This is a genomic window from Paraburkholderia sp. A3BS-1L (assembly GCF_051125215.1).
Lineage (GTDB): Bacteria > Pseudomonadota > Gammaproteobacteria > Burkholderiales > Burkholderiaceae > Paraburkholderia.
The window spans coordinates 1,490,014-1,513,471 of the sequence record NZ_CP120443.1 but is presented as its reverse complement, the minus strand read 5'-3'; the positions used below and the strand labels follow the sequence as shown (position 1 = coordinate 1,513,471).

The 23,458-nt window shown below is 67.4% G+C and carries 17 protein-coding genes and 1 pseudogene; 11 read left to right on the top strand and 7 right to left on the bottom strand.

The window, feature by feature from the left end; genetic code table 11:
• The first annotated feature begins 47 nt into the window (after positions 1-47).
• The 3 genes from P5W99_RS21990 to P5W99_RS21980 all read left to right on the top strand — a co-directional run bounded on the left by P5W99_RS21990 (position 48) and on the right by P5W99_RS21980 (position 2,576).
• Entirely contained in the window at positions 48-1,406 is a 1,359-nt protein-coding gene (locus tag P5W99_RS21990) for an aspartate aminotransferase family protein (RefSeq protein WP_421025512.1), read from the top strand.
• A gap of 24 nt (positions 1,407-1,430) precedes the next feature.
• Complete coding sequence (locus P5W99_RS21985; RefSeq protein WP_421025511.1) at positions 1,431-1,997, top strand: carboxymuconolactone decarboxylase family protein; 567 nt, start codon at positions 1,431-1,433, stop codon at positions 1,995-1,997.
• A 297-nt stretch (positions 1,998-2,294) separates the two neighbouring features.
• Positions 2,295-2,576 (top strand): YodC family protein, encoded by a 282-nt coding sequence (locus tag P5W99_RS21980; protein ID WP_421025510.1) that lies wholly within the window; start codon positions 2,295-2,297, stop codon positions 2,574-2,576.
• A 22-nt stretch (positions 2,577-2,598) separates the two neighbouring features.
• Here P5W99_RS21980 and P5W99_RS21975 read toward each other — a convergent pair whose 3' ends face one another.
• Together P5W99_RS21975 and P5W99_RS21970 are read right to left on the bottom strand one after the other, a co-directional pair.
• Positions 2,599-3,228 carry a LysE family translocator gene (locus P5W99_RS21975; protein WP_421025509.1) on the bottom strand — a complete coding sequence of 210 codons (630 nt, stop codon included), beginning with the start codon at positions 3,226-3,228 and terminating at the stop codon, positions 2,599-2,601.
• A gap of 170 nt (positions 3,229-3,398) precedes the next feature.
• On the bottom strand, positions 3,399-3,749 hold the full coding sequence (locus P5W99_RS21970; RefSeq protein WP_421025508.1) for a superinfection immunity protein: 351 nt from the start codon (positions 3,747-3,749) through the stop codon (positions 3,399-3,401).
• Between the two features lie 178 nt (positions 3,750-3,927).
• On the opposite strand from P5W99_RS21970, the gene P5W99_RS21965 reads away from it, so the two are divergent.
• Complete coding sequence (locus P5W99_RS21965) at positions 3,928-5,388, top strand: M20 family metallopeptidase (RefSeq protein WP_421025507.1); 1,461 nt, start codon at positions 3,928-3,930, stop codon at positions 5,386-5,388.
• An 89-nt stretch (positions 5,389-5,477) separates the two neighbouring features.
• On the opposite strand, the gene P5W99_RS21960 is transcribed toward P5W99_RS21965, so the two are convergent.
• Complete coding sequence (locus tag P5W99_RS21960; protein WP_421025506.1) at positions 5,478-5,942, bottom strand: Cd(II)/Pb(II)-responsive transcriptional regulator; 465 nt, start codon at positions 5,940-5,942, stop codon at positions 5,478-5,480.
• An 82-nt stretch (positions 5,943-6,024) separates the two neighbouring features.
• Here P5W99_RS21960 and P5W99_RS21955 point away from each other — a divergent pair, with 82 nt between their 5' ends.
• Positions 6,025-8,646: a heavy metal translocating P-type ATPase gene (locus tag P5W99_RS21955; protein ID WP_434662933.1), complete on the top strand. Its 2,622-nt coding sequence runs from the start codon at positions 6,025-6,027 to the stop codon at positions 8,644-8,646.
• Positions 8,647-8,692: 46 nt separating this feature from the next.
• Positions 8,693-9,034: a YcgJ family protein gene (locus P5W99_RS21950; RefSeq protein WP_421027009.1), complete on the top strand. Its 342-nt coding sequence runs from the start codon at positions 8,693-8,695 to the stop codon at positions 9,032-9,034.
• A gap of 115 nt (positions 9,035-9,149) precedes the next feature.
• Here P5W99_RS21950 and P5W99_RS21945 read toward each other — a convergent pair whose 3' ends face one another.
• A complete protein-coding gene (locus P5W99_RS21945) occupies positions 9,150-13,658 on the bottom strand; it encodes a DEAD/DEAH box helicase (RefSeq protein ID WP_421025504.1) in 4,509 nt (1,502 codons plus the stop codon).
• A gap of 162 nt (positions 13,659-13,820) precedes the next feature.
• Here P5W99_RS21945 and P5W99_RS21940 point away from each other — a divergent pair, with 162 nt between their 5' ends.
• Positions 13,821-14,873, top strand: a complete 1,053-nt coding sequence (locus tag P5W99_RS21940; RefSeq protein ID WP_434662930.1) for an aldo/keto reductase — start codon at positions 13,821-13,823, stop codon at positions 14,871-14,873.
• A 64-nt stretch (positions 14,874-14,937) separates the two neighbouring features.
• Here the strand turns inward: P5W99_RS21940 and P5W99_RS21935 are convergent, their stop codons facing one another.
• The gene (locus tag P5W99_RS21935; RefSeq protein WP_421025502.1) at positions 14,938-15,300 is read right to left on the bottom strand and encodes a BON domain-containing protein; all 363 of its coding nucleotides are present in this window, start codon (positions 15,298-15,300) and stop codon (positions 14,938-14,940) included.
• A gap of 294 nt (positions 15,301-15,594) precedes the next feature.
• Between P5W99_RS21935 and P5W99_RS21930 the strand changes: the two genes are divergently transcribed.
• Positions 15,595-17,196 carry an RNA polymerase factor sigma-54 gene (locus tag P5W99_RS21930; RefSeq protein WP_434662928.1) on the top strand — a complete coding sequence of 534 codons (1,602 nt, stop codon included), beginning with the start codon at positions 15,595-15,597 and terminating at the stop codon, positions 17,194-17,196.
• Position 17,197: 1 nt separating this feature from the next.
• Here the strand turns inward: P5W99_RS21930 and P5W99_RS21925 are convergent.
• Positions 17,198-18,021 (bottom strand): annotated as a pseudogene (locus P5W99_RS21925) (DUF72 domain-containing protein).
• 223 nt (positions 18,022-18,244) lie between these two features.
• On the opposite strand from P5W99_RS21925, the gene P5W99_RS21920 reads away from it, so the two are divergent.
• Complete coding sequence (locus P5W99_RS21920; protein ID WP_421025500.1) at positions 18,245-18,622, top strand: transposase; 378 nt, start codon at positions 18,245-18,247, stop codon at positions 18,620-18,622.
• Positions 18,623-18,885: 263 nt separating this feature from the next.
• Positions 18,886-19,857 carry an acetyltransferase gene (locus P5W99_RS21915; RefSeq protein WP_421025499.1) on the top strand — a complete coding sequence of 324 codons (972 nt, stop codon included), beginning with the start codon at positions 18,886-18,888 and terminating at the stop codon, positions 19,855-19,857.
• A 27-nt stretch (positions 19,858-19,884) separates the two neighbouring features.
• On the opposite strand, the gene P5W99_RS21910 is transcribed toward P5W99_RS21915, so the two are convergent.
• A complete protein-coding gene (locus tag P5W99_RS21910) occupies positions 19,885-22,155 on the bottom strand; it encodes a phosphoketolase family protein (RefSeq protein WP_434662924.1) in 2,271 nt (756 codons plus the stop codon).
• A 268-nt stretch (positions 22,156-22,423) separates the two neighbouring features.
• Between P5W99_RS21910 and P5W99_RS21905 the strand changes: the two genes are divergently transcribed.
• Positions 22,424-23,032: a universal stress protein gene (locus tag P5W99_RS21905; protein WP_421042685.1), complete on the top strand. Its 609-nt coding sequence runs from the start codon at positions 22,424-22,426 to the stop codon at positions 23,030-23,032.
• Positions 23,033-23,458 lie beyond the last annotated feature (426 nt).

The window sequence follows — 23,458 nt, the reverse complement described above, 5'->3', positions numbered from 1 at the left end:
AATTTCAACGCATCAATTCGATTTCAGCGATTTCAGCGAGAACGCCCATGTCCACGAAAGTCTTCCATCGGATGCCTAAGCAAACCTTGCCCGTTGCGGTGGCGGGCGAGGGGATCGAGATCATCGACTCCACCGGCAAGCGCTACATCGACGCGAGCGGCGGCGCGGCCGTCTCGTGCCTTGGCCACAGCAACCAGCGCGTGATCGACGCGATCAAGCGCCAGGCGCAGCAACTGCCGTACGCGCATACCTCGTTCTTCACGACCGAGGCCTCCGAGCAGCTCGCCGAACACCTGATTGCCGCCGCGCCCGCCGGGCTCGACCACGTCTATTTCGTCTCGGGCGGCTCGGAGGCGATCGAGGCCGCGCTCAAACTCGCGCGCCAGTATTTCGTGGAGAAGGGCGAGCTCACGCGCCGCCATTTCATCGCGCGCCGCCAGAGCTATCACGGCAACACGCTCGGCGCGCTGGCGATCGGCGGCAACGCATGGCGTCGCGAGCCGTTCCTGCCGATCCTGATCGAATCGCATCACGTGAGCGCGTGCTACGCATACCGCGAGCGTCATGAAGGCGAGACCGACGAGGCCTACGCGCAGCGCCTCGCCGACGAGCTGGAGCAGAAGATTCTCGAACTCGGCGCCGAGAACGTGGCTGCATTCGTCGCGGAAACGGTTGTGGGCGCAACGGCTGGCGCGCTGCCGCCGGTGCGCGAGTATTTCAGCAAGATCCGCGCGGTGTGCGACCGCTACGGCGTGCTGTTGCTCCTCGACGAAATCATGTCGGGCATGGGCCGCACGGGCTATCTGTTCGCCTGCGACGAAGACGGCGTGGCGCCCGATCTGCTGACGATCGCGAAAGGCCTCGGCGCGGGCTACCAGCCGATCGGCGCGACGCTCGTGAGCCAGCGCATTTACGAGACCATCGTGGGCGGCAGCGGCTACTTCCAGCACGGCCACACCTATATCGGCCATGCCACGGCCTGCGCGGCGGCGCTCGAAGTGCAGCGCGTGATTGCCGACGAGAAACTGCTCGACAACGTGCTCGCGCGCGGCGAGCAACTGCGGGCGCGCCTGCGCGAGCGCTACGCGGAACATCCGTACGTGGGCGACGTCCGCGGGCGCGGCCTGTTCGTGGGCGTGGAGCTCGTGAAGGACCGCGAGACCAAGGCCACCTTCGACCCGGCGCTCAAACTGCACGCCGCGATCAAGCGCGAGGCGTTCGTGCGCGGCCTGATGGTCTACCCGATGGGCGGCACCGTCGACGGCAAGCATGGCGATCACGTGCTGCTCGCGCCGCCGTTCATCTGCACCGCAGAGGATATCGATACGATCGAGGCACGCCTTGCTGACGCGATCGGCGCCGCGCTGAGCGCGACGGGCGTGGCGGGCGCGCCGCGTGCCGCCTGATCATTCGTTTCCGGAGCCTGACCGATGACCCAATCCACGAACGCGCGCCTGCCTGCCTTCGACGCGGCGAGCGCGACGGCCGAGCAGAAAGCCGTGCTCGACGAAATTCTTTCCGGCCCGCGCGGCAACCTGAACGGACCGTTTCTCGGCTGGATCCACAGCCCGGAGCTTGCCCAGCATGCGCAGCGCCTGGGTGCGTTCTGCCGCTACAACACGGGGCTTTCGCTGCGCCTGTCGGAGCTGGCGATACTCGTGACGGCGGCGCGCTGGCAGGCCCAGGCGGAGTGGTACATCCATTATCCGATTGCGCTGGAGGCGGGCGTGCCCGAGGCGCTGGCCGAGCAGATCCGCACCGGCGCCGAGCCGGTCTTCGACGAACCCGACGACGCGCTCATCCACACATTCGTGACCGAGCTCTACGACACAAAGCGCGTGTCCGATGCGACCTACGCGCGCGCGGTGGAGCGCTTCGGGCATGAGACCACGATCAACCTCGTCGGGCTGCTCGGCTATTACGCGCTGGTGGCGATGACGCTCAACGTGTTCGGCATGCGTGCCGAAGGTCAGACTTCGCTGCCGTTTCCGGAATAAAGCGCCGGGGCGCACGAGTTGCAGATTGGCCACCTGTTCAAGACAGGTGGCTTTTTTATTTCCGCTGCCGGGATTTTCTCAGGATGAGCCGATTAAATCGCGCTTGTGCATTGCCACAATAAGTCTTGTATATAAAAAAATATAAATCGCTTGCGAGATTTAATCCGTGTTGTTAATCTTGCGGGACTTATTAACGGTCGGCCGAATAAAATTATCAATAAAAGGGGATCCGCATGCGGGAGCGGCGATCCTTGTCGGGGATTATTCGCTTAACGACCTGATTAGCGAGGCAGCGCCATGCTGGATACGCATACTGAGCTTGCAGAAAACGAACCCGCCATGGCAGGCGTTGGCGATGTTGTCACCCTGAAATCGGGCGGGCCGCGCATGACCGTCATGCATGCGGGGCCGGTTGGCTTTGCCGAGGGGCATTGGCTGATCTGCCAATGGTTCGACGAACGAGGTGAATTGCGTCAGGACATGTTTGCGCAAGACATGGTGAAAATCGAGCCGCGCCTGATTTCTGCGGCTGCGGCCAAACTGCGCCGGTCGGCAACCCGAGCCAACCGGCGCGCTTAATCCCCGTATTCCCCTTATCCTTTTAGCGCTGGCCTTCCGCTGCGATCCGCACGGCCAGTCCGGCCAAAACGGTCCCCATCAGGTAGCGCTGAATCGCCAGCCATTTCGGGCGGCCCGACAGAAACGACGCAATCGTGCCCGCCGTCATTGCCGCGGCGGCGTTCACGGTGACCGAGAGCGCGATTTGCACCGCGCCCAGTTCGATGGATTGCGCGAGCACGCTGCCCTTGGCCGGCTCGATGAACTGGGGCAGCAGCGAGAGATAAAGAATCGCCACTTTCGGGTTCAGCAAATTCGTGACGAATCCCATGAGAAAAAGCTTGCGTGGCGGGTCGGGTGTCAGTTCCCTGACCTGGAACGGCGAGCGGCCGCCGGGCTTGAGCGTCTGCCACGCGAGCCAGGCCAGATAGAGCGCGCCGCCGAGGCGCAGCGCGTCATAGGCAAATGGCACGGCCATCAGCAGGGCCGTGATCCCGAACGCGGCGCACAGCATGTAGAAAACGAAGCCGAGCGCGACCCCGCCGAGCGAGATGAGGCCCGCCTTGCGGCCCTGGCAGATCGAGCGCGAGATCAGATAGATCATGTTGGGTCCGGGCGTGAGCGCCATGCCGAGCGCAACGGCGGCAAAGGCGAGCAGCGGGGCGACATGCATGGCGGGCTCCGTGGTCCTGGGGGCAAAGCGGTGGGGAAAGGCGGCGCACGACGGGGGACCGGAGTGCCCAGCGGTTATGGATGCGATTATTTCATGCAAACGGCGCGCGTGTCCGGCTTGGTGTGAGGATTAGCCGTTCGGCCAGGCCGCGCGCGATGCGGGGCCTGGTGCTACGAACGCGACGAATGTGATGATTGCGGTGATTGTGACGATTGCCCCCGCTCGGCTTCGCGGACCTCGCGTGCATGAGCGCGGTCGTCGAGTTGGCGCGAGAACAGCATCATGCCCAGACGCCGCTGCCTTTCCTTCACGTTGCCGCCGATATTCTTCGGCGGATTCGCCTGCAGCGACCAGTAAAGCGCGAGCAGCCAGCCGAACGCTGTCCAGCCGAGCACCGCGTTGAAGAGGGCGATCGTCAGCAGATCGTCGCGCTGGCGGCGCTCCGCGATCAGCGCGGGCAGGAAATAGAGCGCGACCGCCGCCAGCAGAACAATGATCTCGAAGACGGAATGGCTCACCATGGCCGGTCCTCCCCAACAGGGCATCCATCGCCCAATGGTTCATTGTCGCGCGGAACGGCCTCGCGCGCATGACATGCCTGGCCGGATGGCCAGCGCGCTGTTCCGTTTGCGCCGAAGGCCTGCCTGCAAGAGGTGTTCGGGTCTATGATTCAGGCTTTCCCCGCACGGTATTCGCACCATGGGCTCAGACACCACAGAGGACATCCGGCAACTGGATCACGACGCCTTGCGCGCGTTCGTGGAGCGCAAGTGGAACGACGAAATCGTCCCTGCGCTGACCGACTACATCGCGGTGCCCGCGAAGAGCCCCGCCTTCGACGCCGACTGGGCGAAGCACGGCTATCTCGAGCGCGTCGTGCAGGACGCTGCGAAGTGGGCCGAAACGCAGCCCGTGCGCGGCCTGAAGCTCGAAATCGTGCGGCTGCCGGGCCGCACGCCGGTGATCTTTTTCGAGGTGCCGGCCACGCGCTCGGGCAGCAGCGAGACCGTCGTGCTGTATGGCCACCTCGACAAGCAGCCCGAATTCGCCGGCTGGCGCAACGACCTCGGGCCCTGGTCGCCCAAGCTCGAAGACGGCCGTCTCTACGGCCGCGGCGGCGCCGACGACGGCTACGCCATTTACGCGAGCGTCACGGCGCTGGCCGCGCTCGACGCCCAGGGCATCGAGCGTCCGCGCTGCGTGGGCCTCATCGAGACTTGCGAGGAGTCGGGCAGCTACGACCTGCTGCCCTATGTCGACGCGCTGCGCGAACGGTTGGGCACGGTTGGGCTCGTGGTCTGCCTCGACTCGGGGGCGGGCAATTACGACCAGCTCTGGCTCACCACTTCGCTGCGCGGTCTCGTGTCGGGCGATCTGGAAGTCGAGGTGCTCGAGGAGGGCATCCATTCCGGCTCGTATGGCGGCATTGCACCATCGAGCTTCCGCGTGATGCGTCAGCTATTCGAGCGTCTGGAAGACGCGGCGAGCGGGACGCTTCTGCCCAAGGGCTTTCATTGCGCGATTCCGTCCACGCGTCTGGCCGAAGCCGAGGCCACGGCCCAAATTCTTGGCGACAGTGTCTGGAAGGGCCTGCCCTGGGCGTGCGGCCAGGACGGTCGCCCCGTGCTGCCCAAGACCACCGACCCGAAGGAGGCGCTGCTCGATTCGACGTGGCGGCCCTCGCTTTCGGTGACCGGCGCGGCCGGATTGCCGGCGCTCGCCGATGCCGGCAACGTGCTGCGTCCGCGCACGGCGTTCAAGCTTTCGCTGCGGCTGCCGCCGCTGGTGGAGGCGTCGAAGGCCGTCGCCGAACTAAAGGCGCTGCTCGAATTCGATCCGCCCTATAACGCCAAGGTCACGTTCAAGCCGGACACGGGCTCGGCCAATGGCTGGAGCGCACCGGAACTCGCGCCGTGGCTCACGCAGGCGCTCAACGCGGCGTCGCGCACGCATTTCGGCGCGGACTGCGCGTATCTGGGCCAGGGCGGCACGATTCCGTTGATGAATGTCCTGCAGGCGGGTTTCCCGAAGTCGCAGTTCATGGTGTGCGGCGTGCTCGGCCCGAAGTCGAATGCGCACGGGCCGAACGAGTTCCTGCACGTGCCGTATGCGAAGAAGCTCACCGCCACGGTGGCCGAGGTGATCGCGTCAGCGCCCTGAGGGCGCAGGTGAGCGGGCGAGCGCGGGTCTGAACAGGCCCAGCGGCCGAATTCCGGAGCGAGGTCCGAGGTTCGGCGGGATCTCGCGCCTTACTCTTGCTTCTTGTGGGCCGCGTCGCCGTGCGCGGTTTCCGCGTGGCACGAGCAGCTTTCCTCGTCGATCGGCTGCTCGAGGTTCTTCATGATGCCGCACTCGGCGCTGCTGCTGTGGTGCGCATGGCAGCTTTCGCGCAGCGTCCGCAATTGCTGTTCGAGCGTGCGCATCGACTCGACCTGCTCGTGAATGCGCGCGATCTGGCAGTCGATCAGCTGATTGACTTCGTCGCAGGGCTGGCTCGGGTCGGCCTGGTAGCGCCGCAGCATGCGGATATCGGCAAGCCCGATGCCAAGCGAGCGGCAATGGCGGATGAAGTTCAGTTGCGCGGCGTGCGCGCCCGTGTAGCTGCGGTATCCGTTGGTTTCGCGCTCGGGCTCGTCCAGCAGGCCTTCGCGTTCGTAAAAGCGTACCGTTTCGACGTCGCAATGCGCCTGGCGCGCCAGTTCGCCGATTCTCATGGTCGCAGTTCTCCAAAATGGCTTGACCCTGTAGCGGCTACAGGCTGTCTAATGATTCTGTCACTTTTGGGAGAATTCAGCCATGATCCTGGCTTTCTGGTCGCGGTTGGTGCTCGCACAACGTTTGCGGGCGCGCGAAGACGAGCGGGGCGCGGCGGCGTCGGGCCCGGCGGAATCGGCGGTGTTGCTCGATGAGGCGGGGAACAAGAAGCCCGCGGGCTGCTGCGATCACGCGCGCGCGGATGCGGACGAGGCGAGCGGTCACGGCCATGACCATGGCCGGACATGCAGCCACGACCATGGCGATGATCACGCACACGATCACGGCCAAGGCCACGACCAGGTTTGCGGCCGTGATCATGACGATGACCACGCTCACGGCCACAGCCATTCACACGATCACGATCACGATCACGGCCATGGCCACGAAGCCGACGCCTGCTGCGCCGGCGCCGCCGCGCTGCAATCCACGCGCGCCACGCCGGCAAGCGCGCCGGAGGGCGCGCAGCGCGCGCGCTACCGCATCGAGAACATGGACTGCCCGACCGAGGAGCGGCTCATCCGCAAACGCCTCGAGCCGATGACGGGCGTCGTGCGTCTCGACTTCGACCTGCTCGCGCGGGAGCTTACGCTCTACCACCGGCTGCCCGACGCGAAGCCGTTCGAAGCCGCGCTGCGCTCGCTCGACATGGCGCCGCGCCCGCTCGACGATGCCGCCCCGGCCGGCGCGAGCGCGCAAGCGCCGGCGCGCGGCCCCAGCCTCGCGCTGCGCCAGAAGCTGCTGCTCGCGGCGAGCGGCGTCGCGGCGGCCGCCGCCGAGGTGCTCGCGTGGAGCACGGGCCACGAGACCGGCGTGCCGGTGCTCGTCTGCACGGTGCTGTCGCTGTTGTGCGCGGGCTTGCCGACGCTGCGCAAGGGCTGGGTCGCGCTCAAGAACTTCACGATCAACATCTACTTCCTGATGTCGCTCGCGGTCGCGGGCGCCGTCATCATCGGCAAGTGGCCCGAGGCGGCCATGGTCGTGTTCCTGTTCGCGCTCGCCGAGGAGATCGAGGCGCTGTCGCTCGAACGCGCGCGTCAGGCGATCCGCTCGCTCACGGCGCTCGCGCCCGAGACGGCCGAGGTGTGGATGCAACAAGCAGCACCAGAAGCGGCACCAGAAGCGGCACAACCGTCCGGCGAATGGCGCACCCGCGCCGTGGCCGAAGTGGCCGTGGGCGAGCGCATCCGTGTGCGCACGGGCGAGCGCGTGCCGGTCGATGCGCGCGTGGCCGCGGGCCGCGCGGCGCTCGATCAAGCGCCCATCACGGGCGAGAGCCTGCCCGTCGACAAGGCCGAGGGCGATGCGCTCTACGCGGGCAGCATCGTCGTCGATGGCGTGGTGGAGGCGGTCGTCACTGCCGCTGCGCGCGACAGCACGCTCGCGCGCATCGCGGCGGCGGTCCAGGAGGCCCAGGCGCAGCGGGCGCCGACCCAGCGCTTCGTCGATCAGTTCGCGCGCTACTACACGCCCGCCGTAGTCGTGCTCGCGGTGCTGATCGCGATCGCGGGGCCGCTCGCGCTGGGCGGCGCGTGGAGCGCATGGCTCTACAAGGCGCTCGTGTTGCTCGTGATCGCCTGCCCGTGCGCGCTCGTCGTCTCGACGCCGGTGACGGTCGTGAGCGGCCTCGCGGCAGCCGCGCGCAACGGCATGCTCGTGAAAGGCGGCGTGTGGCTCGAACGCGGGCGTCTGCTCAAGGCGGTCGCGCTCGACAAGACCGGCACGCTCACGCGCGGCGCGCCAGTGCTCACGGACACGCTCGTGCTGGCAGCGTTGCCTGAAGACGAGGCCTTGCGCCTTGCCGCGAGCCTCGACGATGCGAGCGCCCATCCGGTCGCGCGCGCAATCGTTGCGGGCTGGCGCGAGCGCAGTGCACGGACGGCGCAGGCCGGGCAGGCTGCGCTTGCGCCGATCGACAATTTCGCGGTGCTCAACGGCCTCGGCGTGACGGGGCGCATCGGCGGCGCGGCGTGGCATCTGGGCAATCATCGGCTGGTCGAGTCGCTGGGGCTGTGCTCGCCGGAACTCGAAGCGCAGTTGGCGCAGTTCGAAGCGGCGGGCAAGACCGCCATCGTGCTGTGCTCGCCGAGCGAGCCGGTGGCGCTGTTCGCGGTCGCCGACGCGGTGCGGCCCGAGAGCGTGCCCGCCGTGCGCGCTCTCGAGCAACTGGGCGTGACGCCGGTGATGCTGACCGGCGACAACCCGACGACGGCGCGCGCGATCGCTGCGCAACTCGGCATCGACGACGCGCGCGGCAATCTGCTCCCGCAGGACAAGCAGGATGCGGTCGCGGCGCTCTCGGCGCAGCACGGCATGACGGCGATGGTCGGCGACGGCGTGAATGACGCGCCCGCGCTCGCGCGCGCCGACATCGGCTTTGCGATGGGCGCGGCCGGCACGGCGACGGCGCTCGAAACCGCCGACGTCGCCATCATGGACGACGACCCGCGCAAGATCGCGGCGTTCATCGGGCTGAGCCGCAAGGTGGCGGCCGTGCTCACGCAGAACATCGCGCTCGCGCTGGGGATCAAGGCAGTGTTTCTCGTGCTGGCGCTGGCGGGCGAGGCGACCCTCTGGATGGCGGTGTTCGCGGACGTGGGCGCGAGCCTGCTGGTGGTCGCCAACGGGCTGCGGTTGCGGCGGCATTTCGCTGGGAACGCGTGAAGCGGGCTGATCCATGAACAAGACATCAGTCGGCCTGTTCTTCGTCATGCTGCTGGCCGGCGCAACCCTCTCCGCACAGGCCGGCCAGCAAGCCCTTCGCTCGCCCGAGCGCGGCGTGCTGTGCGACCGCTACATCTGCGCCAACGAGAAGGGCATTTCCCGCGCGCTGACCGAGAAGTACCTCGGGCAGCGCGTTGCGGCGAAAGTGTTTTCCCAGGGCGACTTCGACCTCACCGCCTTCACTTTCGCCAACGGTATCTTCTGCGACGTGAAAGAGCGCTTGTGCCGTCAGGATCGTTATTACGGCGCGGACGGCAAGCGCACCGGCGCCGTGTCCGGGAAGTACACAAGGCTGCTTTTTGGCGGGAGTGCAGAGGCAACACAGTAGCGATTCCGGCGGTATGGCGACTTACAGCCGTTTACGCAACTAACAGCCAATTCCGAGCCCGCCTAACCCATCTACTTCACGGTGGCACAGAAATCCGCCACAGCCGGAATGCGCGTCAAACGCCCGGCGAACGGCCCCCGAGGCAAGCAAGAACCGTGCGCAGCACATCTTGCGTCGCCGCGTCGAAATCGCCGAGAAACGCGCAGCGGCCCGCGACCAGCGTCGCAACCGGCACGCCGTCGCGAAACACGATGCGGTTGCCCGCGACCGCCGGCACTTTCTCACCGGGCAGCATAGTGCCGACCAGATTGAGCGGATCCGATGCGGCGATGCAGACCAGCGCAGCCGCTTCGCTCCGTGCGCCGCCCGGCGCGTTGCCAGCACTGCCGCGCCGGCGCACTTCGCGCAGCAGCGCAACCGCCTCGGGCAGCGCGAATTGCTCGCCCGAAAGGCCCGTGACGAAGCGGCCGCCGCGCAAGTCTGCGCGCGCTTCCATGCGGTGCATCACGCGCAGCAGGTCTCGCCACGGCGGCAGCCACGGCGCTTCGCGCGACAGCACCTGCCAGCACACCACGCCGTAGCGGCCCAGCAGCACGTGCACGACGTGCTCCAGCAGGTCGGTATCGGCAGGAGGGCGGCGCAAGGGCGTCGGGCTCGCCGCGCGCACGGCCTGGGGCGCTGCGGCATCCGGCAGCGCAATCCGCCGCAGCACCGCCCAGCGTCCGGCGTCGCCCATGCCGCCCACGAGCGGCCCAAAGCCGCGCGGGCGTCGTCGTCCGTAATGTCCTTGCGTATGGCGTTTCGCCGCCGGGCGCACGAGCGCGCGCAGGCCCGCGAAGCTGTCGGCGTTCACGAGCCCTGCGGCCACCAGCTCGCCCAGCGCGTTTTCGAGTTCCACGCCGAGCAGATGCGCATCGGCGCCCAGCTCGTCGAAGAACATCGCGCCATGGCGCAGCAGCGCCTCGTGGACGCGTCGCGCGCGCGCCGAAAGGTCCGCTGCTTCAGGCGTTTCGACGAGCGCCGTCCAGTGCGCGAGCTCGCGTCGCGGCAGCAGCACGACGGGCGTGCTGCGCACCGTCGACGCCGCCGCGCGCGCCGGCAGCCGCGCCCACGCGATCTGTCCCGAGCGGCACAGCTCGTCGAGCAGCATCGGCGTGTAATCGTCGAGGCGCGCGGGCAGAATCTCGTCCTCCCATGCGAGGGCCGAAGCCTCCCAGCCCTCCAGTTGCCCGAGCGTGGCCGCAAGCGCGTCGCGGCCCGAGCCGTGCGCCCCCTCAGTCCCATGAGCGACGTGCTGCCATTCGAATAGAAAGCGCATGAAATCGCTCCGCTCGACCGGCTCGATCTCGCGGCGCAGCGTGCGCACGGTGTAGCGGTGGATGCGCGCGAGCAGATGGCGTTCGCACCATTCCTCTTCGGGCGCGCCCGGGGTGAAGCGGCCGCGCATGAGCGTGCCTTCAGCTTCGAGCCGCGTGAGCGCAAGCGCGGCCACGCTCGCCTCCAGCGCGAGCGGCCGGGCGATCTGCGCGACCGTCAGGGGGCCGAATCCGGACAGCCGCGCGCGCACGATCTCGACTAGCGCCGTGTCCTCGTTCCATGGTTCGTCGCGCGGCTCATCGAGGCCGGAGAGCGCGGCGAGCGGCGGCTCGCATTGCGCCTGCGGGTAGATCGCGCGCACGCAGGCGAGCCGCTCGATGCTTACCCACAGCGCGTCGTGTTCCGCTATCGGCATGCGCGTCGCGCGTCCGGCGGCGGCCAGCGCGGCGAGCCATGCGCCCCAGCCGTGCGCGTGCGCTTCGCTTTCGGCCAGCGCGCCGAGCGTATTGAGCGCATCGTGCAGTTCATCTGCATCGTGCACCTGGGGCCAGGCCTCCTCACGCACGCGCGCGATCGCCTCGGGATCGAGCGCGCCCATGTCGTCGACGGACTCGGGGTCGCGAAAGCGGCGTGACAGCACCGCCTGGGTGCGACGCTCTTCGAGCGGCGCGTCGTCGAGGAACGCGTAGGGACGCGCGCTCAGAATCTCTGCCGCGAGCGGCGAGGGCGCCGTCAATTCGCGCGTCACCAGCTTCACGTCGCGCGACTCGATGCGGCGCAGCAGCGCGAGCCATGCTTCGGTATCCATAGCATCGTGGAGGCAGTCGTCGAGCGTTTGATCGACGAGCGGATGGCGCGGAATTTCGCGCTCGCCCGCGAGGTTTTCGACGCACGCCGCCTGGTCGGGGAACACCGCGGCGAGCAGGTCCTCGCTGCGCATGCGCTGGATTTGCGGCGGCGTTTTGCGTCCGCCGGTCTGGCGCGGCAGCGCGAGCGCCGTGGTGGCGTTCCAGCGCCAGCGCACACCGAAGAGGGGCGCGTCGAGCAGCGCCTGCACGAGCAGGTGCTCGGCGCTGTTCGAATGCAGATAGCGCCATACCTCGTCGAGCGCGAAGCTGTGCGCGTGCGTGAGCGAGAGGATGATGGCGTCCTCGGTGGCGGCGGCCTGCAATTCGAAGTTGAACTGGCGGCAAAATCGCTTGCGCAGCGTGAGGCCCCACGCGCGGTTTACGCGGCTGCCGAACGGCGCGTGGATCACGAGCTGCGTGCCGCCCGCTTCGTCGAAGAAGCGCTCCATCACGAGCGTGTCCTGGGTCGGCAGGACGGTGAGCGCGGCGCGGGCGCGCGCGAGGTATTCGACGATCTGGCGTGCGGGGGCATCGTCGAGCTTCAGCGCTTCGGCGAGCCATGCGGTGGCGCGATCGATGGCATCCGGGGCCGCGCCATCTGCGCCGAGCGCCGCTTCGATCTGGCCACGCAAGCGCGAGATCGCGAACGACAGTTCATCGCTGCGGCCCGGCGCCTCGCCGAGCCAGAACGGGATGTTCGGCGGCTGGCCTTGCGCATCCTCCACGCGCACGCGTCCGGCCTCGATGCGCAGGATCCGGTACGAGGCGTTGCCGAGCTGGAACACGTCGCCCGCGAGGCTCTCGACCGCGAAGTCCTCGTTCACGGTGCCGATCTGCACGCCCTGCGGTTCGAGCAGCACGGCATAGTCGGCGTTGTCGGGGATCGTGCCGCCCGAGGTCAGCGCGACGAGGCGCGCGCCGCGCCGGGCGCGCAGCGTTTTGCTGACCACGTCGCGATGCAGATACGCGGCGCGCGGCCCGTGGCGGCTCGTATAGCCCTCGGCGAGCATGCGCAGCACCGCGTCCAAGCGTGCGCGCTCCAGCTGCGCAAATGGCGCGCTGCGGCGCACGAGCGCGAACAGCGCGTCTTCGCTCCATTCGGCGCACGCCACCTCGGCGACGATCTGCTGCGCCAGCACGTCGAGCGGCGCGCTCGGCAGCGCGAGGCGGTCGAGCTCGCCGCGCTGCACGCAATCGAGCAGCGCCGCGCATTCGATGAGATCGTCGCGAGAAGTCGGAAAGAGCCGTCCCTTCGGCATTCCGCCGACCTGGTGCCCGGAGCGCCCGACGCGCTGCAGGAAGCCCGCGATCGAGCGCGGCGAGCCGATCTGGCAGACCAGATCGACATCGCCGATATCGATGCCGAGTTCGAGCGAGGCCGTGGCCACCAGCACGCGCAGCTCGCCGCGCTTCAGGCGCTGCTCGGCGTCGAAGCGCTGCTCGCGCGCGAGGCTGCCGTGATGCGCGGCCACGGCCTCGGCGCCGAGGCGGTCGGTGAGATGGCGCGCCACGCGCTCGGCCATGCGCCGCGTATTCACGAACACCAGCGTCGTGCGGTGCTGCGCGACCAGTTCGGCCATGCGGTCGTACACGCGCTCCCACACGTCGTTGGCCATGACCGCTTCGAGCGGCACGGGCGGCACTTCGAGCGCGAGGTCGCGCGCACGCACGTGGCCCGCATCGACGATGGCGCAGGCCGGCGGCGCATCGGCGTCCTCGCCCATGCCGACCAGAAATCGCGCCACCGTTTCGATTGGCTTTTGCGTCGCCGACAGGCCGATGCGCAGCAGACGCTGGCCGCACAGCGCATCGAGGCGCTCGAGGCTGAGCGCGAGATGCACGCCGCGCTTGTTGCCCGCGAGCGCATGAATTTCGTCGACGATCACGCTGCGCGCGAGGGCAAGCATGCGGCGGCCCGACTCCGAACCGAGCAGCACATAGAGCGATTCCGGCGTGGTCACGAGGATGTGCGGCGCGCGCTTGCGCAACGCGGCGCGCGCGGGCTGCGGCGTGTCGCCGGTGCGCACGGCAGTGCGGATCTCGACGGGCGGCAGGCCCCGGCGCGCCAGCTCCGCGCGGATGCCTTCGAGCGGGCGCTCCAGATTCAGGTGGATGTCGTTGGAGAGCGCCTTGAGCGGCGAGACATAGACCACGAGCGTGGTGTCGGGCAGCGCACCGCCGTTTGCGAGGCCTTCGCGCACGAGCGCGTCGAGCGCGGCGAGAAAGCCCGTGAGCGTCTTGCCCGAGCCGGTGGGCGCGGCCACCAGCGTGGCGCGGCCGCTCGCGATGAGCGGCCAGGCGGCGCGCTGCGCGGGGGTGGGCGCGGCGAAACTGGTCCGGAACCACGCGGCCACGGCGGGATGGAAGAGGGTGAGCGGATCGTCGGGGCTGGAGGCGCCGGGCGCGGGCGCGAGCGCGGCAGACTCTGGCAGGGCGGTGGCGGACGTGAGCAGGTTCATGGGTGCGGGGCGCAAAAAAGCAGTCTGGCAGGTTTCTCGCGCGGCTGCTGGGTGAGGTTCGGGGCTCGCTCGGGCATGCGGCGCAGCACGGGCACGCCTGGAGCGTTTAGCAGTATCCTCTGGCCCGTTGGATGTTCCCTCGGCTCACGTCGGAGTTTTCCTATGCGAATGCAACCTCTTGGCCGTACCGGCCTGTTTGTTTCCGAACTTTGCCTCGGCACCATGACTTTCGGCGGCGGCACCGGCATCTGGAACCAGATTGGCGACTTGCAGCAGACCGAAGCCGAGCGCCTGATCGGCCGCGCGCTCGACGCGGGCATCAACTTCATCGACACGGCCGACGTCTATTCCCAAGGCATTTCCGAGCAGATCACGGGCCAGGCGCTGAAGAACCTCAAGGTGGTGCGCGACCAGGTCGTGGTGGCGACCAAGGTGCTCGGCGAGATGGGCGCATCGCCGAACCAGCGCGGCGCGACGCGCTATCACATCATGGAGGGCGTGAAGGCGAGCTTGCGCCGCCTGCAGCTCGATCACATCGACCTGTACCAGATCCACGGCTTCGACCCCGCCACGCCCATCGAGGAGACCGTGCGCGCGTTCGACACGCTAGTGCAGCAGGGCCACGTGCGCTACGTGGGCGTCTCGAACTGGGCCGCGTGGCAGATCGTGAAGGCGCTCGGCATCGCCCATCATCATGGGCTCGCGCGCTTTGACACACTGCAGGCGTATTACACGATCGCGGGCCGCGACCTCGAGCGCGAGATCGTGCCGATGCTCGCGAGCGAAGGGCTCGGGCTGATGGTATGGAGCCCGCTCGCGGGCGGCCTCCTGAGCGGCAAATTTGGGCGCGATCGCCAGGGCGAGGCGGGCAGCCGCCGCACCACCTTCGACTTTCCGCCCGTGGAGCGCGAGCGCGCATGGGCTTGCATCGACGCGATGCGCCCGATCGCCGAGAGCAAGGGCGTTTCGGTGGCGCAGATCGCGCTCGCGTGGCTCCTGCACCAGCGCGCGGTGACGACGGTGATCGTCGGCGCGAAGCGCACCGAGCAACTGGACGACAACGTCGCGGCCACGAAGGTGAGGCTCTCCGCGCAAGAACTCGCGACTCTCGACGACGTGAGCCGCCTGCCCGCCGAATATCCGGGCTGGATGCTCGCGCGCCAGGGCGAGGCGCGGCTGGAGCAATTGCGTCAGGCGCAGCGCGAGGAGCGCTGAGGGCGCGTGAGGGCGCGGGATCGCGCGGCATGCCGCCGCGCTGCCCCACGCCCCGCGCGGCGGATTACTCCGTGGCCACCTTCAGGTGGTTTTTCACTTCGCTCACGCCCGCCACGCTTTCCACCACCTGTTTGGCGTTGTCTCTGTCCGCGGCGCTCGGCACCGTGCCTGTGAGCGACACGACGCCCTTGCGGGTCTTCACGTGAATGTGCTCGGACTTCACGTTTTTCGCGGCCAGCAACTCGGCTTTCACCTTGGTCGTGATGGTTGAGTCATCAACGTGCTGGCCGAAGCTCTCGGAGCTGGCCGGGGTCGCCGCAGAAGGCGATGTCGAAGGCGCTGTCGTGGTCGTCTGTGCGCCGGCGGCGAGCGCGAAGGTCATGCAGGCCACACCCGCAACGGTCTTGAGCATCGGAATGCGCTTCATGCGTTTCTCCTGTTCCGTTGGTATTGGCCAACTGGTGCCGCAAGGCCCATGCCGCATTGCGTCAACCTCGGTGCAACGGGCATTGCCACGTCGGCCGGCGCCACGGCCGGGGCCGCACCCGGCGCGCAATTTTTCTCCTGCGATTGTAAAAACGTCCGGGATGGGGCTCGGAGCAGGTGCCGGAATTGCGATTCGCAAGGCGCGATCCCGTTATAAAACAAGTGCTTGTAAAAGCTGGCATGGGTGTTGCGTTACTGGGGCCATTCACGTCAATCCCAAGAGAACATCAAAGCCATGGCTTCCATCGCGTTACACGCGCGTCAGCATCTCGCGCTGACGCCGCGTCTGCAGCAGGCCGTGCGCCTGTTGCAGCTATCGTCGCTCGAATTTCAGCAAGAATTGCGCGAAGCGCTCGATACCAATCCATTTCTAGAATATGTGCCGCCCGCCCAGGAAACCGGCGAAGCCGCCGAGGCTGCCGAAGGTGCGGCCGGGATTGGCGCTGCTGCGCCTGCGGCGCCCGTGGTGGCCGCCGATATGCCCGAGGGCGATCTCGATGGCGGCATGGAAAGCGCCGCCGACGGCAGCATGACGCTGGACCCCGCGAGCTATGGCGGCGAGCCGGCCGGATACGCCGACGAGGCCGGGTATGGCGAGCAGGCCCCCTGCGCCTATGGCGAAGAAACGTCCGGCTACAGCGACGAAGGCGCGGCGTATGCCGCCGACCTGCCGCTGCCAGGCGCGACGCGCGCGCCGTCGGGCTATCGCGGCTCGGAAGACGGCGAATCCGATGCCGCCGACTGGGTGCGCGTGCCCATCTCGCTGCGCGAGCAGTTGCACGAGGCGCTGCGGCTCTCGCCGCTCGCAGACCTCGATCGCGCGGCAGTTCAGGTTGTGATCGAGGCGCTCGACGACGACGGCTACCTGCGTCAGGACCTGACCGAGCTTGCCGACGTCGAGGGTACGGAGGGCGCGCTCGACGAAGACCGCCTGCGCGTCGCACTGCGCGTCGTGCAGACGCTCGACCGGCCCGGCATCGGCGCCCGCTCGCTCGCGGAATGCCTCGCGCTGCAACTCGACGCGATGCCGGAGGACACGCCGCACCGCGCGCTGGCGCTGCGGCTCGTGACGGGCCATCTGGAGCGCCTCGCGCGCCGCGAGCACGGCGAGCTGCAACGCCAGCTGGGCTGCGATGCGCAGTCGCTGCAAGCCGCGACCGCGCTCGTACGCCGCCTCGACCCGAAGCCGGGCAATCACTATGGCCGCGCGGACGGTGGCTATGTGGTGCCGGACGTGATCGTGCGCCAGGTGCGCGGGCGCTGGGTGGTGAGCGTGAATCCGGCCATCGAGCCGCGCGCGCGCATTCACAAGCTCTATGCGGAATTGTTTGCGCGCTCGGACCAGACGAGCCGCTCGCCGCTCGCGCAGCAGTTGCAGGAAGCGCGCTGGCTGATCCGCAACGCGCACAAGCGCTGCGAGACCATCCTGCGGGTGGGCGAGTGCATCGTCGCGCGCCAGAAGGCCTTCTTCCAGTACGGCGAGATCGCGCTGCGCCCGATGCTGCTGCGCGACGTCGCCGACGAACTCGGCCTGCACGAATCGACCGTGTCGCGCGCGACCGGCAACAAATACATGGCCACGCCGCGCGGCATTTTCGAGTTCAAGCGCTTTTTCCCGCGCGAGCTGGAGACACGCACGGGTGGCACCTGTTCGGCTGCGGCCGTGCGCGCGCTCATCAAGGAGATGATCGATGCGGAGAATCCGCGCGATCCGCTTTCGGATGTCGTGCTCGCGCAGGAGCTGGAACGGCAGGGCGTGCGCGTGGCGCGCCGCACGGTCACGAAGTATCGCCAGATGATGAAGGTGCCGGCGGCCGACATGCGCCGGCAGCTTTGAGTCAAGGCTTGCGCAGGCGTTCGATCAGTGCCATCGCGGCGGCGGGGTTGCGCGCCTTGAAGCCGCTGATCACGTAAAGATACACGTCGCGTCCGGGTTGGGCCGCGAGCGGCGCGGCGAAGGTGGCGAGGTCGCCGGGGCTCTCGCCGCGCGCCCATGCGAGCGCGCGCGGCCCAGCGGTCGAGATCCACGGGCGCGTAGCCGAGCGGCTCGTCAGCGGACGTCCCCATGATGCGGGCGTAGACGAAGGGCGCGGATGCGTCGGCGATCTGTGGGTAGTCCGAATCGCCGGATACCACGATGGCGGCCCCATGCCGCCGCGCGAGGTCGACGAATTCCGGCGTGCAGAAACTCTCGTGCCGCACCTCCAGCGCGTGCCTTAGCGGCTGTCCGTCGATCTCGGCGGGCAGCAATTCGAGAAATCGTGCGTAGTCCTCCGGATCGAACGACTTGCCCGGCATGAGCTGCCAGTTGATCGGGCCGAGCTTGTTGCGCAGATTCAGCACGCCGCTCGTGAGAAAGCGCTCGATCGATGCGCCCGCTTCAGCCAGCACGCGGCGGTTCATCGCGAAGCGCGGTCCCTTCAACGAGAACACGAAATCGTCGGGCGTCTCGTCGTGCCAGCGCATGAAGCTCTCGGGGCGCTGCGAGCCGTAATAGGTGCTGTTGATTTCCAGCGAACTCAGGTGACGGCTCGCATAACCGAGTTCGAGGCGCTGCGCGAGCCCTTCGGGATAACGTGCCGCGCCACTGCGGGTAAATCCATCCACCGATGCCGATGCGAATGCGCCCGGTTTTCTCGGGCAAAACAGGGGAGCGAGCCATGGGAATTGCGCCGTGGAGTCAGGAATGGCGCAGTGTAGCGCGGTTGCAATAGCAAGGTTTCGAAAGCACCAGTACGCATGTGCAATGCGGCACTACCTCCATCACATTGCGGATTTTCAGATCGTTTTAGGCAAAGTCCGATATTTTCCTATGGGGCGTGAGGCTAATTTAGCTGTGTGTCAGACAACCTCACTTGGAATATCAGATGCAGCCTCGTCCCTCAATGGAACTGAACGACGCACAGTGGCGCAGCGTCGAACCGCTTTTCCGTGACATCCGCGCCAGCGGTCCGCGCCGCGGTCGTCCGGCGCATTGCTCGCGCGCCGTATTCGAAGCCATCCTGTGGGTGCTGTCGACGGGCTCCGTATGGTCGAAGCTGCCCGAGCGCTATCCTGACTTCCGCACCTGCCATCGCCGCTTCAAGATGTGGTTCGACGCCGGCCTCGTGCAACAGGCCATGGAGCGCCTCTACGGCGAAGAAGGCGTGTCCATGTGCGCGGCCATGAGCGCGCGCATGCAGCCGTGGCGCGCACCGGCGGGGCGCAAGGCGCCGCGCTTCCCGGTGGCGTTCACGCTGCGCTGGCCAGTGGCGCGCACCTGAGCCGCAGCCTGCAGGTTTGGCTGCGCAAGCGTCCAGCGGACTCATCATCCGCTGGACGCTTGCGTATGCAGATTGGCTCGTGACGCCGTGTTCTTGCCCGCTCGCCTGCGTGTCCGCGTGAACTCCACGTGAACGTCGGGGCACGAAGTCGTGTGATAGGGTGAACGAATCGTTCTTCACTGTGGTCGGTCAAATCCGCCCTTTGTGGGATCCGCGTTTGGTGCGCGATACTGTGAAGCTCCACGCAACGGAATCCACAGGACATGGCGCATTTCGACGTATTCAACGGCGACGCGGACGGCATCTGCGCGTTGCACCAGCTTCGCCTTTCCCGGCCGCGCGAGGCCACGCTCGTCACTGGAGCGAAGCGCGACATTGCGCTCATCAAGCGCGTGCCGGCCCATCCCGGCGACTCGCTCACGGTGCTCGACATTTCCTTCGACGCCAACCGCGCAGCGCTTTGCGCGTTGCTCGACCAGGGCGTCCACATCGAGTATTTCGATCATCACCACGCGGGCGAATTGCCGATGAACGTCAATCTCGCCGCGCACATCGACACCACCGCGCAGGTCTGCACGAGCGTGCTGGTCGACCGTCACCTGCGCGGGCAGTATCGCCGGTGGGCGATTGCGGCGGCGTTCGGCGACAACTTGCAGGCCACCGCGCACGAACTCGCGCACGAAGGCGGGCTTAACGAGGCGCAAGTCGCGCAGTTGTGCGAACTGGGCGAATCGATCAACTACAACGCCTACGGCGACAGCGCCGACGATCTGTTCATCGCGCCGGCCGCGCTCTACGGGATGCTCAAGCCCTACACCGATCCGTTCGAGTTCATTGCAGCGGAGCCGGTCGTGGCACGTCTTTCGGCATGCCGCCAGGAAGATCTCGAACGCGCGCAGCAGGTCACGCCGCTATTCATGGTGCAGTACGGCACCGTGTGCGTGCTCCCCGACGAGCCCTGGGCGCGCCGCGTGCGCGGGGTGTTCGCCAATGTCCTCGCGCTCGAGGAACCGACCTGCGCCCACGCGGTGCTGAGCGTCAACCCCGACGGCAATTACGCGGTGAGCGTGCGCGCGCCGCTCGTGCGTCCCAGCGGCGCGGACGAGTTGTGCCGGGCGTTCCCGGGCGGCAACGGCCGGGTGGGCGCGGCGGGCATCGACAGCCTCGATTCGGAACGGCTCGACCTGTTCGTCACGGGGTTCGTGCGCGTGTTCGGGCGATCGACGTCGCGCTGAGCCAAATTCCGTGCGCCGCGCGCGGCATCAGTCGCTGCCGCCCGGCAAAGGGGCGCTCGCGCGCAGCCAGCGCCAGTTGCGGATCTCGGGCATGTCGTCGCCATGCTCGTCCACGTAGCGGCGGTGCGCGGCAAGCTTGTCGTGCAGCGTTTGCCGCACATGCGCGGCGCGCTGCGCGAGCCCATCCACACGGTCGATCACGGCCTCGCACAGGTGGTAGCGGTCGAGCTTGTTCATCACCGTCATGTCGAACGGCGTGGTCGTCGTGCCTTCCTCGATAAAACCGTGCACATGGATGTTCGCGTGATTGGCGCGCCGGTAAGTCAGGCGATGGATCAGCGACGGGTAACTGTGATGCGCGAAGATCACGGGCCGGCTCGTGGTGAAGAGCGCGTTGAAGTCGGCATCGGAGAGACCGTGCGGGTGGCGGTCTGCCGGCTCCAGCGTCATCAGGTCCACCACGTTCACCACGCGCATCTTCAGATCGGGCAGCCAGCCGCGCAGCAGGTCGACCGCCGCGAGCGTCTCGAGCGTGGGCACGTCGCCGGCGCAGGCCATCACCACATCGGGCTCGCCGCCTTCGTCGTTGCTGGCCCATTGCCAGATGCCGATGCCGTCCGCGCAATGGCGGATCGCCGCGTCCATGTCGAGCCACTGCGGTTGCGGCTGCTTGCCAGCCACGACAATGTTGATGCGGTTCCACGTGCGCAGCACATGATCGGTCACGGCGAGCAGCGTGTTGGCGTCGGGCGGCAGGTAGACGCGCACGGTGTCGGCCTTCTTGTTGACCGCATAGTCGATGAAGCCCGGGTCTTGATGGCTGAAGCCGTTATGGTCCTGGCGCCACACGTGTGAGGTCAGCAGGTAATTGAGCGAGGGCAGGGGCCGCCGCCACGGAATCTCGCGGATCACCTTCAGCCACTTGGCGTGCTGGTTGAACATCGAATCGACGATGTGAATGAACGCTTCGTAGCACGACATGAAGCCGTGGCGCCCCGTGAGCAGATAGCCTTCGAGCCAGCCCTGGCAGGTGTGTTCGCTCAGGATTTCCATGACGCGGCCGTCGGCCGCGAGCTGGACGTCGTCGGGCGTGGTGTCGGCCAGCCACGTGCGCGCCGTCACGTCGAATACATCGGCCCAGCGGTTCGATGCGGTTTCGTCGGGGCCGAATATGCGGAAGTTGCGCGTGGGCAGATTCACGCGCATCACCTCGCGCAGGAACGCGCCCATCACGCGGGTGGCTTCGGCGTCCACCTGGCCCGGCGCGGGCACGTCCACCGCGTGGCGCTCGAAGGCGGGCACGCGCAGTTCGCGCACCCGGCCGCCGCCGTTCGTGCGCGGGTTCGCGCTCATGCGGCGCTCGCCGCGCGGCGCGAGCGCGGCAAGCTCGGGCGTGAGCCGGCCATGTGCGTCGAACAGTTCCTCGGGCTTGTAGCTGCGCATCCAGTCTTCGAGCAGCGCGAGATGGCCCGGCTTCGCGATGTTCGCAAGCGGCACCTGGTGCGAGCGCCATGAGCCTTCGGTCTTCAGGCCGTCGACGCTCTTCGGACCGGTCCAGCCCTTGGGCGTGCGCAGCACGATCATCGGCCAGCGGGGGCGCTCGATGTGAGCTTGCGGATCGGCTTCGGCCGCCTTGCGCGCGTGCTGCTGGATGCGCGCGATTTCGTCGAACGCGGTGTCGAAGGCCGCGGCCATCAGACCGTGCGCGACGCCGGGATCCTCGGCTTCCACGAAGATCGGCGCGTAGCCATAGCCTTTCATCAGCGCGGCGAGCTCATCGTCGCCGATGCGCGCGAGCACGGTCGGCCCGGTAATCTTGAAGCCGTTCAGATGCAGGATCGGCAGCACGGCGCCATCCGTCACCGGATTGAGGAACTTGTTGGAATGCCACGAGGTGGCGAGCGGCCCCGTTTCGGCTTCGCCGTCGCCGATTACGCACGCGGCGATCAGATCGGGATTGTCGAACACCGCGCCATAGGCATGCGACAGCGCGTAACCGAGCTCTCCGCCTTCGTGGATCGAGCCCGGGGTTTGCGGCGCAACGTGGCTCGGAATGCCGCCCGGAAAGCTGAACTGCTTGAACAGCGCGGCCATGCCTTCCGCGTCCTGCGGCACGTTCGGCCAGGTCTCGCTATAGGTGCCTTCGAGCCAGGTGTTCGCAACCACGGCCGGCCCGCCATGCCCCGGCCCCGCGATGAAGAGCAGATCGAGATCGCGCTCGTTGATGATGCGGTTCAGGTGCGTATAGAGGAAATTGAGGCACCTGTCGGACGAAGGGAGGTAGCGTGCGGCGATCATGGTGCCACGATCGCTGGGAACGCTTCCTCCGCGTGTACGCACGCGCGGGTCGCGGTGCGTGCGTCGAGCGCCTAACATGGATGATGCGTCCCTCGTGCATCGCGCGGCAGCGTTTCCCCTGGATCTCGTGAACGCTTTCCAGGACCCGAAACGCAAGCGCTGCATGGGACCGAAGAGCGACACTGCGACACAGCGCGAGGCGGGCTTTTGTCCCCATCTGCGTAACGGCGATAAAGGACGAAAAGCACGCGAAAGCGCGGTTTTTCGATTGCGCGAGCGAACCCTGCAGCCCGCATGCAACCCGCATGCCACTCGCGCGCAACGCAACGGCGGGCAGGCCGTCGCGCACGGCCCCGGCGATCGGGGCCGCGCATGCCGGATGCCGCGCATCATGGGCCTTGCCCTGGAGGTGATGATGTACAAACAAATTCTGGTAGCCGTCGATGGCAGCCGCAGCGGACGCCGCGCCCTCGACGAGGCCGTGAAAATCGCCCAGGCGACGGGCGCCGCGGTTCAGGCGCTTTGCGTGGTGCAGCATCCGGCGCGCCTCGTCGATGTCGGCACGGGATTTGCGGAGGAGCCCACGCGCCAAAGGGCCGAGGCCGATCTCGCCACGGCCGCGCTCGAGGAGGCGAAAACCGTGTTCGCGCAGGTTGGCGTGTCGGGCACGGCGCGCGCCGCCGACGCGATGGGCGAGGACATTGCGGCGGTGATCTACCGCATCGCCGCGGAAGAGGATGCGGACCTCGTCGTGATGGGCACGCGCGGTTTGTCGGGCGTGAAGCGGCTGCTGCTCGGCAGCGTCGCAGAATCGTTCCTGCGCATGGCCGATCGCCCGGTCATGCTGGTGCGCGATGAGGAACCGAAGGCGGCCTGACACCGGTCTGACGCCGGCTTTCGCGGGCGGTGCGCGGGCGCGGCGGCGCCCGCCGCCGCGCTGGCATCCGCATCTAAAAATTGATGCGCGCCCCGGGTTCAATGTGTCCGCCTGAGGTGCAAATATCTCGAAATACGATTTCGATCAAATCTTGCACCCGTGTAGGTCACGCGGAGCCGGGCATCCCTTTTATCATTTGCAACTGGCGGCGCGACAATCCGGCTGGGTCGCCCGGCTGGTTGGAGGCACGCCCTATGTGCCGCCATTCACCTCCGCATGCAATCAGGAATCCGATTTAATTTTTTATCGGATGCATAACACGCTTTAACTACCATGCAACGCGCAGCGAATTTTCCCCTCCGGCGCGTGGATTGTATGGGTAACAAGAAGAAACACGACTGTAGCGAAACTGTACGTTTTGCTCGC